Raw genomic sequence first — 15000 nt, forward strand, 5'->3', positions numbered from 1 at the left:
GTGGAAAGGCGGAGCTCGTTGGATGAGCGCTTCGAGGAATTCGTGGCGCAGAGGGCGGACGCCCTGCTGCGCTACGGCTACCTGCTCAGCGGCAACCCGCATGACGCGGCCGACCTCACCCAGGAGGCGTTGATCCGGCTCCACCGCGCCTGGCCGAGCGTGCGCCAGAAACAGGCGCCGGAGGCGTACACCCGGATGATCATGACTCGGTTGCACATCAGAACGTGGCGCCTACGCAGGCGCGAGCGGCTCGACTGGGCACTTCCCGACACGGCACGGACCGATCGGCTGCCCTCGGACGACGGCCTCTGGCCGGCACTGGCCGGCCTGCCGAAGAAGCAGCGTGCCGTGCTGGTGTTGCGCTACTACGAGGACCTGTCGGACGTGGAGATCGCCGCCGTGCTCGGCGTCTCCCGCGGGACCGTGCGCAGCCACGCGTCGCTCGGCCTGGCCAAGCTCCGCACCACCCTGCCCCACCCCACGACGAACGGGAACTCCGCATGACCGACGAGTTGGAGTCGTATCTGCGCACGAAGCTCGGACGTGCTGCCGAGCGTGCCCCGAAGGCGCCGCCGCGGTTCCCGGCCGAGGTGGTCTCGCGTTCGCACAGGCGCAGGACGGCAAGGAACGCGCTGGTGACAGGGATCTGTGTCGCGGCGATCGCCCTCCCGGCCGGCCTGATGGCCGCGTACGGAACGGAGCGCGGCGACGTCGCCACCATCGTCCCCATCACCCCGACTGTGCCTCCCAAGGACTACACCGGCGACGAGTACCGGGTCGGAGAGGTCCTGACGATCGACAATCCCTCCCAGAAGCGCCCCATCTCCCTTTGGTACGCCAGGACCGACAACGGGACGGTCCTGTGCGAGCGGGTGCACAACAGGACCGGTTCCCTGTCGGCGGGGTGCGGCCGGCCTCTCGGCGCCGAGGAGGCGACCGAGCAGGGCTCCACAGAGACTTTCCCCGCCCCGGCCACGGGGCTGGTGATGTACTTCGGCACCGCGGGGGACAGGGTCGCCCGCGTTACCGCTCTCACCGACGCGGGCAAGGTCAACGGGACTGTCCTACAGCCCGAGGACACCCCCCAGGGCATCTGGACGGTGACCGTCCCCTCGGACAGGACGGTGACGGCGTTCGAGTTCGCGGGCCGCGAGGGCGAGACGATCACGCGGATCGAGCGGCAGCAGCGGTTGGTCATTCCGGAAGCCGACGCCAAGCCGCTGGGCCCGACCGTGGAGATGCCGGGCAAGCTGGTCGCGGGCCTGTACGAGACACCCGGCAAGACCCTGATCTGGAAGCTGAACGGTCAGGCCGTCGGCCCCATGCACGTGATCGAGAGAGGCGGACCCGGCAAACCCTTGATCGACATGGACGGCAAGCCGACGAAGGTGGAACTGGGCGACCACGAGGAGCACTGGTTCGGCATCACGAGCACCGAGACCGTCCGCGTCGGACTGGTCTTCAAGGACGGCACGACCGTCAAGGTACGAACCAGGCCGAATCCGTGGAAGATCGATGGCTTCCGCCTGTTCGCGGGGACGCAGCGGCACGGCGAGGACATCTACCGCGACGGCTTCCGGATCATCGGCTACGACAAGGACGGCGCCGAACTCTGGCACGAGGACCACGGCGCATCGTGATCCGAAAAGGACAGTGGCGGCGTCCAGTCGTACCCGGATGGTCGGGTCGGCCATCAGAATCGGCCACCATACCGAGCAGACCCGTGGCGAGCGAGCCGACGATCAGAATCCAGCCGAGGCAGCACGGATCAGCGCGGACCATGGTCGTAGGTCGCTGTCAGGGGACCTGCGCGCGGTCCACCGAGGGGCGGGGTCAGTGGGAGCCGGTCTTCTTGCCGCACACGCCGGGAAGGCCGCATACCTTCTTCGCCATCTTTCCGGCCTGACCGGTGATCTCCTTCTTCGCTCCCCGGCCCCTGGCGTTGGCGGTGTAGAGGAACAGGGCGGCGCCTCGACGGCCGACGACAGCCAGGTCGCCGGACGGAGACAGGCGCCTGCCCTTCGCGTCGTAGTCGTAACCGGCCACCGACAGGGCCTCGTCTCCCACGCGCAACGGCCTGCCCACGTAGCCGAACCGGTCGCGCTTCACCACGGCCGGCTTCGAGCACCTGGCCAGGTCGGCACGGAGCTTGCGGAAGGCGGCCTGGGCGGCTCTGGCATTCCTGTACAGCACGAGCTGTTCGCCGGCGCTCGATGGTGCGCTGGTGAGGTGGGTGATGGTGCGCATCGCCACCCGGTCGTCGCGGGATTTCCGCTTCGAGCGGCAGGGATTGAATGCGAGCTGCCGGGTCAGGCTGTCGCTGATCTTCCACCACTCCTCGTCCTCGACGACCGATCCCTCGGCGGCCGCGCGCTCGGTCAGCAGGAAGTTCTTGGGGATCTTGGTAGCGGTGGCGTGGACAGCGCTCGTTCCCGCCAGGGTCGAGCCGATCACCAACGCCACGGCCATCGTCTTTTTGATCACGAATCATGAGATGTGCGGCCTTCGCGACAAGTTCGCATGGTCACCGTACGCGGGAGATTCAGGGGAACCGGTGCGCGCGCCCGCGGCAATCACTGATGTCAGCTGAGATCCGAAAGGCATGGACATGCGACATCAGAGCGGGCACCCGGCAGGCGTGACGGTGACCGACGACGCCACGGTGATCGCCCGGTCCCGGGACGACCCGGAGCACTTCGCCGTCCTCTTCGAACGGCACGCGCAGGTCCTCAAGCGTTACGTCATCCTGCGACTGGGCGAGGACGTGGCCGACGACATCGTGGCGGAGACCTTCATCGCGGCGTTCCGGCAGCGTGCCACGTACGACCTGACCCGCGAGAACGCGCGGCCGTGGCTGTACGGCATCGCGACCAACTGCATCGGACGGCACCGCCGCCGAGAGATCACCCTGTACAAGGCGCTGAGCCGCAAGGGGGTGGACCCGGTGGACGAGCCGTTCACCGACCAGGTCCACGAACGGGTGGCGGCCCACCGGCTGCGAGACAAGCTCTTGCGGGCCCTCGCCGGCCTGCCGGCCGGGCACCGGGACGCGCTGCTCCTGGTGACCTGGGGCGAGCTCAGCTACGAGCATGCCGCCCAATCGCTCGGCGTGCCGGTGGGGACGGTGCGTTCGCGCGTCAACCGGGCTCGCCAGAAGCTGCGCCGCAAGCTCGGCGACATCGATCCGACACTGTGACGAGGAGTTCGGCCATGGACGAGATGACCTTGCTGAACCGGCGGCGCGACGAGGTCCCGCCGCCGACCGACCTGAGCGCGGCACGGAACAGGTTGCTCACCGAGATCCGCCGTACTCCTGATGTCCGGCCCAGGCGGGCCGTCCGCCGGGGTGCACTGGTGAGCGCCGCCTGCCTGGCGGCGTCCCTGGCGGTGGGCGCCACCCAACTCGGGGGCGCCACCGAAGAGGGCGAGCCGCCGATCAGCGCCGCCGCGGTGCTGGAGAACGCCGCGCTGGTGGCCGAGAGGACGAAGGCGGCCACGGTCCGGCCGGACCAGTGGTTCTACATGAAGGAGTCGCAGCCGGTCGACTCCCTCCCCGTGTACGAGCACTGGAGCCGGATGGACGGCGCCATGACGGCTCTGCGGGGGAGCGACGGCGAGCTGAAGGTGAGCGAGTCGGAGAAGGGGCCGGCGAACTCCGCGCAGACCCTCCGCGAGATAGAAGCGCTGCCCGGCGACCCGGACGCGATGCTGCGGCACTTCTACCGGCTCAAGCGCGAACGCGCGGCCCTGTCGATCTGCGAGCCCGAATGCCCGCCCGGCAGCGAACAGGACCGCCGAGCCTACGGTGCGATCCAGTGGTACCTGAAGTACGGGCCGATCATTCCGCCGGACACCGCCGCGACGATGTTCAGGGCGATGGCCAAGATCCCCGGCGTCACGGTCGAGGAGGACGTCGCCACCGCCGAAGGCCGCCCGGGTCTGGCGGTCGTCCTGGATTACGGCGAAGCGGGCAAGGGGTACACGATTCTCGATCCCCGGACCTACCGCTACCTCGGCGTCAAGAGCGTGCGCGGCGGTCACAGCATGGCCATGTCCGTCCTGGACTCCGGCATCGTCGACAAGCCGGGCGAGACGCCCTGATCGCCGCTCATTGGACGGCGCCGGCTTGGCTGAGAAGGTTCTGGTACCAGGTGGCGTACGGGTGATTGGTGGCCGGGAAGTTGGCCAGGGGATCGGTCGCCTGTGAGGCCGAGTCCAGGTTCCAGCCGCGGACGAGCCGTCCGGCCTGCCGGGCCGCGGTGATGAACGACGACTGACTGGCGGGGGCGGCGTAGTACAGCGCGCCCTGCTGGAGCTCGGCGCTGTCGCCCTGCTGGAACTCGTCGAAGGCGATCTGCTGGTAGCGGATGCGGTCACCGGTGCGCTGGGCCGTGTCGACGCGCAGGGTCTGGGCCGGGGTCGGGCCGTCGGCGCCGGTCCAGACGCGCACGCTGGACTCGCCGGCGGCCGAGGTGGTCTTGTCGTAGCGGGGGTCGGCGGTCTTGGCGTTGCCCGTCCAGGTGACCGTGCGCGCGGCGGGGTCGAGGGCGCCGGCCCAGGTCCAGTTCTGGCTGTTGCTCTGGCTGCGGTGGATCTCGCGCAGCCGGGTGCCCGTGGCGTCGAACCGGATCGTGGGCAGGACGCCGTTGTCGTACTGGCGGCTCGGTGACCAGGTGATCTCGCCGTCGGCGGCGAGCCGCCCGACGCGGTACCACAGGGTGGTCGCGTTCTGGGAGCGGTGGACCTCGACCAGGTCGCCGTCGTCGTTGAGGGCCACGGCGGGGGTCATGCCGGAGTCGTAGCGGCCGTGGCGCAGCCAGGTCACCGTGCCGTCCGGCCCGTACGTGCCGCTCCAGTACCAGAGGTCGCCCGAGCCCGAGTCGTGCACCTCGACGACCTGGCCGCGCCCGTTCATCGCGACGGCGGGACTGGTGCCGGAGTCGCGCTTGTAGAGGGCGCGGGTCCTGGCGTTGCCGGAGAGCAGCGCGAGGACGCGGCCGCGCAGCGCGCCCACGGTCGGCGGGGTGGCCGGGTAGTCGGACGCGCGCAGCAGCTTGGCGCCGAAGACGGAGACGAGCTCCTGGTTGAGCGCGGCGAGGTTGCCCGCGGCGTACGAGGTGTTGTCGGTCAGGTCGTCCTTGATGTCGAGCGCGACGGTGATGGGCGCGGCGGTGGGATGGTTCGTGGACCAGGTGTCGATCACGGTGAGCCAGTCGCGCAGGAGGTTCGAGGCCGGGTTGCCGGCGCGGTCCACGAGGTCGCCGGGGGCGTCGTGGCCGATCGCGTAGTCGCGGGCGGTGGCGTAGCCGTTGTCGTGGATGTCGAGCTCGATGAAGCGGACGCCCTGGTCGAGCTGGCGGGTGATCGAGCCCCTGGTACCGTCCAGGTCGCCGGAGTAGCTGTTGTGGGTGGCGCGGAAGATCGCCGAGGGTAAGGGCGGGTCCGCCGCCGCGCCGGCGGGACCGGCGGTCAGCAGGGCGGACAGGAGCACGGTGGCGAGCACAGCGGCGAGCGCTGTGAGGGGCTGGGGCATCGGCTGTCCTCAGGTCGGGGGGTGCCTCCAGAAAACACGATCATGGTCTTCCGGCCAACCCCCTCGCCCCGGCACGCTCAGGCCTCGGGGAGAGCGGCGTTGTGGCGCTGGTAGTGGCGGGCCGCGCGGGCTCGGTTGCCGCATGACGGCTTGCACCACTCCTGCCGCCCATGGCTCTGGACGAAGTAGCGCACGCAGCGAGGCGCGTCGCAGGCCCGCAGGCGCTCGCGCTGCGGGCCGCTCAGGAAGTCGATGGCGGCCCGCGCCAGGGTCGCGATCAGCCGGACGTCGGCGTCGGGCTCGGCCGACAGCACCCCTGTGCTGGGCTCGGCGTCCGAGGGCCAGTGCAGTTGAGGGACGATCGCCTCGCGGGCGGCCGCCGCGTTGAGGAGAGCCAGCGCCTGCTCGGCGGGCATCAGCCGGTGGGCGTCGGCCCGGCTCGGCGGCGCCGGGCTGACCGCTCGCGCGAACAGCGCCCGCACGGCCCGGCGCAGTTCGACCATCTCGCTTCTCAGCTGCTCGTCCCCGGTGAGCTGCGCGACGTCGACGTGGCCGGCCAGCAGCTCCGCTTGCCGGCCGATCCAGCGGGTCATGCTCTGCGGCGTGGCCAGGTCGTCGGTGACACCACCGTTACCGTCATGGCGGATCGTGCTCGCCAGTTCCAAGGCCGGCCAGCGTTCCACTCCAAGCCCTTCCGGTTGCCCGCTCCTCTTCCGTACCCTACGGTCTCTAACGGTAAATTCCATTTAACCATTAGACGAAAGAGTGACACGATGACGTTGTTGCTGGCTCAGATCAGCGACCTGCACCTCGACGGCACCGACCGGGCGACGCGGCGCGCCACCCGGGTCATGGACCACCTGCGGGCGCTTCCTCGCCCGGTCGACGCCGTGCTGGTCACCGGCGACATCGCCGATCACGGCGAGGAGGCCGAGTACGAGCAGGCCGCCCGGATCCTGGCCGCCCCCTTCCCGGTGCTCACCTGTCCGGGCAACCACGACGCCCGCCCGGCCTACCGCAAGGCGCTGCTGCGGCAGCCGCCCGGCCCCGGCCCCGTCAACCAGGTGCACCACATCGCCGGCACCGCCATCCTGATGTGCGACTCCACCATCCCCGGCCACGACGAGGGCCGGCTCGACCCCGAGACCCTGGCCTGGATGCACGCCACCCTCGACGGGCTCGCCCCGGGCACGCCCGCGCTGATCGCCTTCCACCAGCCGCCCGTCGAGCTCCACCACCCGTTGCCCGACTCCTCCCGGCTGGAGGAGCCCGGCGACCTGGCCGCGCTGCTCGACGCCCACCCGCGGGTCGCCGCCGTGCTCACCGGGCACGCTCACACCGCGGCCGCGTCCACCTTCGCGGGCCGCCCGCTGATCGTCGCGCCGGCCGTCACCTGGACCCTGCGCCTGCCGTGGGAGGGTGACCGGCCCGCCGACCGCGAGCAACCGCCCGGCCTCGCCTTCCACGTCCTGGACGACGACGGCCGCCTGACCACCCATTTCCGCGTCGTGCTCCAGGCATGATCCACCCGTCCGCGATCGCCGCGTTCCTCCTGGCGATCCTGCCCGTCATCGCCACCCCGGGAGCCAGCCTGACCCTGCTGATCCAGCGCGTCACCGCCGGCGGGCGTCGTCAGGCTCTCCCCGTCATCCTCGGTACGGTCACCGGCCTGTACGGGCACGCCACCCTGGCCGCCGCCGGGCTGTCGGCGCTGGTCATGCACTCCAGCCAGGCCTTCACCGCCGTCAAGCTCCTCGGCGCGGTCTATCTCGTGTGCCTGGGTCTGTGGACGTGGCGCTCGACATCCCTGCCCTCGCCTCCCGCGCTGACGGACCAGCCGGAACGGTCCGGCTCCGGCTATACGCAAGCCCTGCTCGCGAACGTGCTCAACCCCAAGGCGGCCTCGATCTATCTGACCCTGGTCCCGCAGTTCGTCCTGCCCGGCCGTCATCTCGGCGGGCAGATCCTCACGCTGGCCACCGCGCACGCCCTGCTGATGGCGGTGTGGTTGCTGACCTGGACGGGCCTCCTCCACCGAGGGGCGCACCTCGTGCGCGGGGCCGGATTCAGGCGTGCGGTGGGCAGGATGTCGGCGGTCGTCCTCGTCGTCCTCGGCCTCCGGGCCGCCGCGGCGTAGGCGCCAGGGCGGCCGCCTCGCGCGGTCAGTCCGTGGTGGAGCGGGGGGTGAAGGACAGGAGGTCGCCGGGCTGGCAGTCGAGGACCTCGCAGAGCTTGCTCAGGGTGGAGAAGCGGATCGCCTTGGCGCGGTTGTTCTTGAGGATGGAGAGGTTCACGTTGGTGATGCCCACCCTGTCGGCCAGCTCGACCACCGTCATGCCGCGCTCCTCGAGCAACCTGTCCAGGTGCACCTCGATGGTGTGCTCGGAGTTCTCGGCGGGCGACATCAGACTGTTCCTTCGAGTTCCTCGCGCATGTGCGCGCCGACGCGTACGACCTTCGACATCACCACGAGCCCGAGCCCGGCGAGCAGGAACGCCCACGGGACGTTCCAGCCGAACAGGGCCATCTCCCACACGTCCCTGATGGAGCCGGCCACCATCGACACGGCCAGGCCGGTCTCGACGAGAGTCGTGTAGAGCGACGCCGCGACTGTGCCGGCCATGAGGAACACGCCGAGGAACCACAGCCTGCGGACGACCACCTTATCGAAACCGTTCTCCCGCCGTACGCCTCTGATCAGCCGGTCGAGAAGGACGATCGAGACGAGCAGGACGAGCTCGGTGGCGAACCGCGACGTCTGGTACAGCAACTGCGTGCCGAGGCTGGAGTCGTCCATGCAGATCCGGGGCAGCTCGTAGAAGAACTCGACTCCCTTCTCCACGGGGTAGGGGTCGGCGTCGAGGGCGCCGCTCGCCCGCACGGCCTTCCGGCGTTGGGGGTCCTCGGCGACGTTGCCCTCCACGTCGCCGATGTGCGGTGATGACGCGCACACCAGGCTCCGGGTGCCGCGAGAGCCCCACGCGTTCTCTCCGCCGGTCAAGGCCGCGAGCCCGACCTCGGAGGCCATCGTCGCGGCGAACAGCACCAAGAAGACGCGGACGAGGATCGCCGTCCACTTCAGCGGGTTGGATCTGTTGAGGGGCACGGTACGGCTCCACATCGTTGCTCGATATTATCGAGATTCGATAGTATTGAAAAACGATACGGAGTCAAGTCTGTCGCCGGAGGCGGAACCGGCGGGCGTACTCCTTGACGGCCAGGGCGGCGGCGGTCCACTGGACCACGGTCACGATGACGGGAAGCGCGCGGGCGGCCAGTGCCCGCACTCGTGCAGGGCCGTCGAGGCCAGGGCGAAGGGCGCGAGGAGGAGCGCGCTCAGGCCGATGTCGCCGAGCGGGAACGCGTCCCGCGCCGGCTGGGGGAACAGCGAGGGCGAGAGGACGAAGACGCCGGCGGAGAACAGGGCGCAGGCGGCGTAGACGGTCCAGGCCACCGGGCCGAAGAACGGGCGGGCCGGCCTCTGGCTCACGCCGCCCATCCAGCGGCGGAACTGGATGGGCGCGGTGCGTACGGCTTCGCGCTCCTCGCCGGTGCGGTCGTCGACGAAGCCGAGCTCGGTGAGGACCTCGACGAACGCCGGCACGTCGACCGGCTCACCGGCGAACGCCTCGGCCTCGGCGGCGGCCTCGTCCGTCGTCGCGCCGCGCCGCAGCGCGGAGATCACCACCCCGCCCACCGCGGGCACGGTCACGAACGTGCCGGTCTTGGGGTCGCCGACCACGACCTCGTCGCCCTCGGGCACCAGGGTCAGCGCGGATGAGCCCAGGGCAGCGGCGGGCCCTGGAGCTCCTGGTCGAGTACGGACGACGGGAGCCGGAGAAATGGGGCCGGTGACCGTCTTTCAGACCTTCTGTGGAAGGTAGGGGCTGAAGTGGTCGGCGACGAGCTCGGCGATCGCGGCGGCGTCGCGGGAGCCGTCGACCTCGATCACACGGATGCCGATCCGCTGGGCGGTGCGGACGGCGTCCTCCGCCACGAGGCGATCACGGGTGAGGCGGTTGGCCTGCGCCCGGGCCGGGTCGCTGACGCGGTGCCCGAGGGAGGCGGCCCGAGGGAGCTCCTGGACCTGTCGCAGGCGGAACTCCGGGGTGGGCACGATGACGACCATCCGGCGCGGTGAGTCGATGACGGGCGCGACGAGTTCGGGGCGGAGCCCCCAGCCTTCGGCGATGATCGGGTGACCCGAGACGAGCGCGCGGAGATCGTCCAGGGCCCACTCGAACCGGTCCGGGAAGCCGGCCAGCGTCTCGGCGGCCATCTTCTCCGGAGTGGTGTGGACCCACATCCGGTCCGGGTCGGGACCGGTAACCGGCTCGCCGCGGCCGACGCGGCGGGCGATCCGGTGGTCGTTGTGGCCGCGGGCGTCGTGGTAGTCGTAGTGGTAGACGGTGACGCCGTACTGGACGGCCAGGAGCCGTGCGACGGTCGACTTGCCGGCCCATTGGCCGCCGCCGATCCACAGTGCGCGGCGCAGCGTGCCGAAGGGGTCCCAGGTCTGGGCGTCGTGGCTGGTCACCAGGTTTCCTCCTGTGGTGGGGGCGCGACGGTGCGGGAGCGGGGTTTGAGTCTCAGGCCGCTTGAGACTCCATAGTGACGGGCATGGACGACAACGAGACGTACCCGATCGGGGACGTGGCGCGCCGGACCGGTCTGAGCGTCAGCGCCATCCGCTACTACTCCGACGCCGGGGTCATCGCGCCCACCCACGTGACCGAGGCAGGCTACCGACTGTACGACGTCCGGGCCATCGCCCGGCTGGAGCTCATCCGTACCCTTCGGGACCTGGACGCGGGGCTGGACGACATCCGCCGGCTGCTCGGCGGCGAGACGTCGCTGCACGATCTCCTCGCGACGCACCTGGAGCTCGTCGAGCGTCAGGAGCGTGACCTCCGGGCCAGGCGGGCCGTGCTGAGGACCCTGGTCAAGCAAGGCGGCACGGCCGCCAAGGTCGCCCTGATGCACAAGCTCGTCTCGATGCCCGACGAGGAACGCGAGCGGCTGGTCGACGACTTCTGGAATGAGGTCGGCGAGAACCTGGACGTGCCTCCCGGCTTCGTCGAGCGGTTGCGCACGAAGCGTCCGCGCCTGCCGGAGGACCCCACGGCCGCCGAGCTCGAAGCCTGGATCGAGCTGGCCGACCTGGTGCGGGGCGAGGAGTTCCGCGGCGCGGTCCGCTCCTGGCTCCAGGACACCTACGGCACGTTCCCGGGACGGCGGCTGGCCGACGCGCCGGTGTGGGACTTCATCCACCAGGAGGGGATGGAGATCGGGAAGGAGGTCCTGGAGGCGTATCGTTCGGGGCTGCCGGCCGACTCCCCGCGGTCGCGGGAGCTGGTCGTCGGCATGGCGGACGCGACCGCCGGGGCCCTCGCCGGCGGGCGCTCCACGGCCGAGTCACGTGAGCGGCTGGCGACGGCCTTCCTCATGGTCGAGGAGATCCAGCGCTCGGATGCGGAAGAGAACGCCCGGTACGACGCCACCCACGGCAGATACCTGTCCCTGGTGGCCGTGATCAACGGTACCCCGCCCGACACCGGCGACGACGGCCCCGCGCTCTTCGCCTGGATCGCGGCGGCCCTCCGCGCCTCGGCCCGTTGAACCTGGCGCAAGCTGATCTGGAGCTGTCACCCTCTTCGCCGTTCCCTGCGATGTGCCGCACTCGGCCGAGTTCGCCACCACGTACGTCCTCCCGGAAGGGCCGTATCCGGGAGCGGAGATGACGCCGCACCAGGACCGTGTACTGCCTGGCCGCCCCCTTGGACGGGCAGAAGATCACGGGACGCGTGGTCAAGTGACCCGTCCATGTGGCGGCGTTGTGGAGGTATCGGGCGGATAGCGTGCAAACGGCCGGATGGGCGGGGTGCCGCGCCTAACGTCGCAGAATATGCAGACAGTGGACGTACTCGTCGTGGGCGCGGGCCTGGCCGGCCTGCACACGGCTCGCCTGCTCGCGCGGCGGGGCCTGGACGTGATGGTGGCCGACCGCCGCAGGTCGCTGTCGGCCGGGATCCGTACGACGGGGATCTTCGTACGGCGCACCCTCGACGACTTCGACCTGCCGGACCGGCTGCTCGGGCCCGGCATCAGGGACGTGCTGCTGTATCCGCCGTCGCGGCGGTCGCCGGTCCGGCTCACCAGTGACCGGGACGAGTACCGGGTGGCCGACATGGCGGCCGTCTACGAGCACGCGCGGCGCGCGGCGGAGTCGGCCGGGGCGCGGGTGCTGCTGGGCGTACGGTATGACGGCATGTCGGCGGGGGTGGTGCGGTTCGTGGGTGCGGAGCCGGTGACGGCCCGGTTCGTCGTCGGCGCCGACGGGGCCCGGTCCCGGGTGGCCCGTGATCTGGGGCTCGACGTGAACCGCCGCCTGCTCGTCGGCGCCGAGATCGTCCATCCGATCGCGCCGGGCGCGACCGCCCCGGCCTTCCACTGCGTGCTGGATCCGCGGGTCGCCCCCGGATACCTGGGCTGGGTGATCGACGACGGATGGCACGCGCATGTAGGGGTCGCGGGGTATCCGGGCGCGATGCGTACCGGGATCCGGCACCTGCTGGACGCCTTCGCCGAGGACGCGCCCGGCCGCTCGGCGCCGACCGGCCCGGTCGAGCGCCGGGGCGGTCCGATCCCGGTGGGCGGCGTGCTGCGGCGGCTGGCGTGTCCGGCGGGGCTGCTCGTCGGGGACGCCGCGGGCGCGGTGTCGCCGCTGACGGCCGGTGGGCTGGACCCCTGTTTGCGCATGTCCGAGCTGGCCGCGGCGGTCGCCGCCGACTACCTGCGTACGGGGGACGCGCGCGTGCTGCGCCGGTACGACGGAGGCGCGTTGCGTGCCCGGTTCCGGGGCCGGTTGCTGCTGCGCCGGGTGTTCGCCGGCATCCGGTCCCCGGCCGCGGCCGAGGCGGCGGTGACCGCGCTGCGCGGCCGTGCCGGGCGTACGCTGGCGGCGCGGATCTTGTTCGGCGACGGTTCGTTCCCCGATGTCGGTCCACGCCTCGCGGGCCCGGTCCGAAGCGCCTGAAGTCATATACGTCAGGGGGACATGTGCGGGAAGAGCGGTTGCCGGGAGGGTTCGTCAACGAGGTCGTCCGGGTCGGTGACACCGTGCGCCGGCCCCTGACGCCCCGGAGCGACTTCGTGCATGAGCTGCTTGAGCTGTTCGAGCGGCGGGGGTGGGCGGGGGCGCCCCGGTTCCTGGGGGCGGACGGGCAGGGCCGGGAGGTGCTGAGCTACCTGCCCGGACTCGTCGCCTGGCAGCCGGATCAGCGCCTGCGGGTGGCCTCGGAGGCCGGCCTGGTCTCCGTCGTGGAGCTCGTACGGGAGTTCCACGACCTGACGGCGGGAACCCCGCTCGCCGAGGGCGGGGAAGTGGTCTGTCACAACGACCTGTCGCCGAAGAACACCGTGTACCGGGAGCGCGACGGCGGCCCGCGGGCGGTGGCCTTCATCGACTGGGACATCGCCGCGCCGGGCGCGCGCATCCATGACGTCGCGCACGTGTGCTGGCAGTACGTGAACCTGGGGCCGGAGATCGCGGACGTGGGCGAGGCGGGACGGTCGCTGCGGCTGGTCTGCGACGTCTACGGTCTGGACGGCCGGGAGCGGCTCGTCGAGACGATCCTGTGGTGGCAGGACCGCTGCCGGCGCGGGATCGCCGCCGGTGCGGCCGCCGGCGATCCGGCGATGACGCGCCTGCGTGACGAGGGCGTCGTCCGTACGGTGCGCGACGCCTGGCGATGGGTCACGGAACACCGCCACGCCCTGGAACGGCACCTCTGACAGCCGTCGTTCACGGCCGGGGACCAGCGCCTCGGCGAACCTCACCGGCGTCGGGATCATTCTGGGGATGCCACTGGCGCGGGAGGTGTTCGACCGCCAGGACGACGGCGGTGATGAGACATCCCAGGCCGAGGCCCATCAACCCGAGCACCAGCACCGTCGCCCCGGTGAGGACCGCGCAGGCCCCCAGGACGAGGAGGAACCAGCCGAGCACCACCAGGCCCCGAGCTCCGCTACCACGTGTCCGGCCGCCGCGTTTCACCATTTGTCCTTGAGGGTCGGAGGTCTGGAACGTACAGGATGTGCCCAGGGCGATCACCTGACGCGGCCCTTGTGGCGGAGCCGGGCGGCGTCGAGGTCTTCGAACTCGCCTCTGATCGTCACTCTGGACAGCTTGGCTCCTCTCGTACGGCATAGCGCAGGATCCGGTCGCCGAGCAGGCTCTCGATGACGTCCAGCAGCTCCAGCACGGCGTCGGCGATCACGTCGGGACGCTCGCCCGCCGACGTCCGCCTGCCGATCTCGGTCATGACCAGGGCGTGCAGGGAGCCGATGTGCCAGGCGACCGTGCGGGGGAGTGGGTCGTCCTGGCGGGTCCCAGTCTCCTCGGCCAGCACGATCGCCAGGGCGTCCGTCATCTGGCGGCCGAGGTCCTCCAGGCGGGCGGTCAGCGTGGGCGCGGCGCGCATCATCTCCAGCACGCGGCCGAACCCGGCGGTGAGGCCGACCCGGCGTTCCCGGTCGCGCACCTCCTCCCGGAGGCGGGCCAGCACCGCGCCGGCCGCCGACTCGCCCGGCCGGCGCTGCCGGACGATATCGGCCAGCCGTCGCGGGGAGGCCTCGTCAGGCGGCAGGACCAGGTCCTCCTTGGTGTCGAAGTAGTTGTAGACCGTGTTGACCGACACCTCGGCCGCCGCCGCGACCTCGGAGATCGTCACCTGCTCGAAACCGCGCTCCACGAAAAGTTTGAGGGCCGTGTCGGAGATGCGCTGCCGGGTCTGCCGCTTCTTGCGCTCCCGCAGTCCTTCCGTACCCATGCGTGGAGTCTACGAGGAAATTGGAGTGCGCTCCAAGTTTGGGGAGCGTTATGGTCTTCGCCGACACATGAGGGGAAACGACGATGCGACGTGATCTGCTGCGCTGGCAGTTCGACCTGGTCTGGTCCTTGTTCGACTACCACCTGGAGCGGCTCAAGCCCGAGGACTTCCTGTGGGAGCCCACGTCCAACTGCTGGACGGTGCGCCGGACCGCCGACGGGACATGGGTGCCGGACTGGGAGGACGCCGAGCCCGAGCCGGTGCCCGTTCCCACGATCGCCTGGGTGAGCTGGCACATCGGCTGGTGGTGGAGCGTGACCCTGGATCACGTCCAGGGGCGGGAGCCTCGCGAGCGGGCGGAGATCGCCTGGCCGGGAGACGGTGATGCGGCCGTCGCCTGGCTGCGCGACCTCCGTCAGGAGTGGCTGACCGCCCTGGACCGGCTCACCGACGCCGACCTGGACGCCACCGCTCCCTTCCCGTGGCCCGATGACACCGGCCACACGGTCGCCCACATGATCGGCTGGGTGAACGCCGAGCTGATGAAGAACGTCGCGGAGATCGGGCAACTCCGGCTGCTTCGCTGTGAGTGAATCAGGCTGGATGTCCGGCCGGTCGGGCTGCTTGGGTGTCGGG

At 70.8% G+C, this 15000-nt stretch carries 19 protein-coding genes; 10 read left to right on the forward strand and 9 right to left on the reverse strand.

Features of this window, described 5'->3' with window-relative positions; all coding sequences use genetic code 11:
• The first annotated feature begins 18 nt into the window (after nt 1-18).
• Nucleotides 19-504 (forward strand): SigE family RNA polymerase sigma factor, encoded by a 486-nt coding sequence (locus tag ACZ6YG_RS23990; protein WP_271275750.1) that lies wholly within the window; start codon nt 19-21, stop codon nt 502-504.
• Between the two features lie 131 nt (nt 505-635).
• A complete protein-coding gene (locus tag ACZ6YG_RS23995) occupies nt 636-1640 on the forward strand; it encodes a hypothetical protein (RefSeq protein ID WP_466019258.1) in 1005 nt (334 codons plus the stop codon).
• A 193-nt stretch (nt 1641-1833) separates the two neighbouring features.
• Here ACZ6YG_RS23995 and ACZ6YG_RS24000 read toward each other — a convergent pair whose 3' ends face one another.
• Nucleotides 1834-2484: a hypothetical protein gene (locus ACZ6YG_RS24000; protein WP_466019259.1), complete on the reverse strand. Its 651-nt coding sequence runs from the start codon at nt 2482-2484 to the stop codon at nt 1834-1836.
• A 124-nt stretch (nt 2485-2608) separates the two neighbouring features.
• On the opposite strand from ACZ6YG_RS24000, the gene ACZ6YG_RS24005 reads away from it, so the two are divergent.
• A complete protein-coding gene (locus tag ACZ6YG_RS24005) occupies nt 2609-3196 on the forward strand; it encodes an RNA polymerase sigma factor (RefSeq protein ID WP_466019260.1) in 588 nt (195 codons plus the stop codon).
• A 14-nt stretch (nt 3197-3210) separates the two neighbouring features.
• Nucleotides 3211-4101 (forward strand): CU044_5270 family protein, encoded by an 891-nt coding sequence (locus ACZ6YG_RS24010; protein WP_466019261.1) that lies wholly within the window; start codon nt 3211-3213, stop codon nt 4099-4101.
• A 7-nt stretch (nt 4102-4108) separates the two neighbouring features.
• Here ACZ6YG_RS24010 and ACZ6YG_RS24015 read toward each other — a convergent pair whose 3' ends face one another.
• Both ACZ6YG_RS24015 and ACZ6YG_RS24020 read right to left on the reverse strand, forming a co-directional pair.
• Nucleotides 4109-5533 (reverse strand): PI-PLC domain-containing protein, encoded by a 1425-nt coding sequence (locus ACZ6YG_RS24015; protein ID WP_148029055.1) that lies wholly within the window; start codon nt 5531-5533, stop codon nt 4109-4111.
• 77 nt (nt 5534-5610) lie between these two features.
• The gene (locus ACZ6YG_RS24020) at nt 5611-6216 is read right to left on the reverse strand and encodes a CGNR zinc finger domain-containing protein (protein WP_148029056.1); all 606 of its coding nucleotides are present in this window, start codon (nt 6214-6216) and stop codon (nt 5611-5613) included.
• 90 nt (nt 6217-6306) lie between these two features.
• Between ACZ6YG_RS24020 and ACZ6YG_RS24025 the strand changes: the two genes are divergently transcribed.
• On the forward strand, nt 6307-7056 hold the full coding sequence (locus ACZ6YG_RS24025; RefSeq protein ID WP_466019262.1) for a phosphodiesterase: 750 nt from the start codon (nt 6307-6309) through the stop codon (nt 7054-7056).
• Entirely contained in the window at nt 7053-7670 is a 618-nt protein-coding gene (locus ACZ6YG_RS24030; RefSeq protein WP_148029058.1) for a LysE family translocator, read from the forward strand. Before ACZ6YG_RS24025 ends, ACZ6YG_RS24030 begins: the two co-directional genes overlap by 4 nt.
• Nucleotides 7671-7695: 25 nt before the next feature.
• Here the strand turns inward: ACZ6YG_RS24030 and ACZ6YG_RS24035 are convergent, their stop codons facing one another.
• The 4 genes from ACZ6YG_RS24035 to ACZ6YG_RS24050 form a co-directional block, all read right to left on the reverse strand.
• Nucleotides 7696-7938: a helix-turn-helix domain-containing protein gene (locus tag ACZ6YG_RS24035; protein ID WP_148029059.1), complete on the reverse strand. Its 243-nt coding sequence runs from the start codon at nt 7936-7938 to the stop codon at nt 7696-7698.
• A complete protein-coding gene (locus tag ACZ6YG_RS24040) occupies nt 7938-8639 on the reverse strand; it encodes a hypothetical protein (protein WP_466019263.1) in 702 nt (233 codons plus the stop codon). Before ACZ6YG_RS24040 ends, ACZ6YG_RS24035 begins: the two co-directional genes overlap by 1 nt.
• 141 nt (nt 8640-8780) lie before the next feature.
• Nucleotides 8781-9296 carry a hypothetical protein gene (locus tag ACZ6YG_RS24045; protein ID WP_466019264.1) on the reverse strand — a complete coding sequence of 172 codons (516 nt, stop codon included), beginning with the start codon at nt 9294-9296 and terminating at the stop codon, nt 8781-8783.
• 99 nt (nt 9297-9395) lie between these two features.
• Nucleotides 9396-10070 carry a hypothetical protein gene (locus ACZ6YG_RS24050; RefSeq protein WP_466019265.1) on the reverse strand — a complete coding sequence of 225 codons (675 nt, stop codon included), beginning with the start codon at nt 10068-10070 and terminating at the stop codon, nt 9396-9398.
• Nucleotides 10071-10153: 83 nt separating this feature from the next.
• Here ACZ6YG_RS24050 and ACZ6YG_RS24055 point away from each other — a divergent pair, with 83 nt between their 5' ends.
• From ACZ6YG_RS24055 to ACZ6YG_RS24065, 3 genes are all read left to right on the forward strand, one after another.
• Nucleotides 10154-11152, forward strand: coding sequence for a helix-turn-helix domain-containing protein (locus ACZ6YG_RS24055; protein WP_466019266.1), 999 nt, complete (start codon nt 10154-10156; stop codon nt 11150-11152).
• 286 nt (nt 11153-11438) lie between these two features.
• Nucleotides 11439-12569, forward strand: coding sequence for an NAD(P)/FAD-dependent oxidoreductase (locus ACZ6YG_RS24060; protein ID WP_466019267.1), 1131 nt, complete (start codon nt 11439-11441; stop codon nt 12567-12569).
• Between the two features lie 116 nt (nt 12570-12685).
• Complete coding sequence (locus tag ACZ6YG_RS24065) at nt 12686-13327, forward strand: phosphotransferase family protein (RefSeq protein WP_466019268.1); 642 nt, start codon at nt 12686-12688, stop codon at nt 13325-13327.
• A gap of 10 nt (nt 13328-13337) precedes the next feature.
• Here ACZ6YG_RS24065 and ACZ6YG_RS24070 read toward each other — a convergent pair whose 3' ends face one another.
• Nucleotides 13338-13592, reverse strand: coding sequence for a hypothetical protein (locus ACZ6YG_RS24070; RefSeq protein ID WP_466019269.1), 255 nt, complete (start codon nt 13590-13592; stop codon nt 13338-13340).
• A 115-nt stretch (nt 13593-13707) separates the two neighbouring features.
• Complete coding sequence (locus ACZ6YG_RS24075) at nt 13708-14364, reverse strand: TetR/AcrR family transcriptional regulator (protein ID WP_466019270.1); 657 nt, start codon at nt 14362-14364, stop codon at nt 13708-13710.
• An 83-nt stretch (nt 14365-14447) separates the two neighbouring features.
• Between ACZ6YG_RS24075 and ACZ6YG_RS24080 the strand changes: the two genes are divergently transcribed.
• On the forward strand, nt 14448-14957 hold the full coding sequence (locus ACZ6YG_RS24080; protein WP_271275732.1) for a DinB family protein: 510 nt from the start codon (nt 14448-14450) through the stop codon (nt 14955-14957).
• Nucleotides 14958-15000: the final 43 nt, after the last annotated feature.

The sequence above is a fragment of the Nonomuraea sp. NPDC054003 genome (genome assembly GCF_055585125.1).

Bases quoted from the DNA above. Each gene is read 5' to 3' on its own strand.
- ACZ6YG_RS24005 (WP_466019260.1), top strand. From the start codon at position 2,609: ATGCGACATCAGAGCGGGCACCCGGCAGGCGTGACGGTGACCGACGAC.
- ACZ6YG_RS24010 (WP_466019261.1), top strand. From the start codon at position 3,211: ATGGACGAGATGACCTTGCTGAACCGGCGGCGCGACGAGGTCCCGCCG.
- ACZ6YG_RS24015 (WP_148029055.1), bottom strand. From the start codon at position 5,533: ATGCCCCAGCCCCTCACAGCGCTCGCCGCTGTGCTCGCCACCGTGCTC.
- ACZ6YG_RS24025 (WP_466019262.1), top strand. From the start codon at position 6,307: ATGACGTTGTTGCTGGCTCAGATCAGCGACCTGCACCTCGACGGCACC.
- ACZ6YG_RS24030 (WP_148029058.1), top strand. From the start codon at position 7,053: ATGATCCACCCGTCCGCGATCGCCGCGTTCCTCCTGGCGATCCTGCCC.
- ACZ6YG_RS24035 (WP_148029059.1), bottom strand. From the start codon at position 7,938: ATGTCGCCCGCCGAGAACTCCGAGCACACCATCGAGGTGCACCTGGAC.
- ACZ6YG_RS24055 (WP_466019266.1), top strand. From the start codon at position 10,154: ATGGACGACAACGAGACGTACCCGATCGGGGACGTGGCGCGCCGGACC.
- ACZ6YG_RS24060 (WP_466019267.1), top strand. From the start codon at position 11,439: ATGCAGACAGTGGACGTACTCGTCGTGGGCGCGGGCCTGGCCGGCCTG.
- ACZ6YG_RS24070 (WP_466019269.1), bottom strand. From the start codon at position 13,592: ATGGTGAAACGCGGCGGCCGGACACGTGGTAGCGGAGCTCGGGGCCTG.
- ACZ6YG_RS24075 (WP_466019270.1), bottom strand. From the start codon at position 14,364: ATGGGTACGGAAGGACTGCGGGAGCGCAAGAAGCGGCAGACCCGGCAG.
- ACZ6YG_RS24080 (WP_271275732.1), top strand. From the start codon at position 14,448: ATGCGACGTGATCTGCTGCGCTGGCAGTTCGACCTGGTCTGGTCCTTG.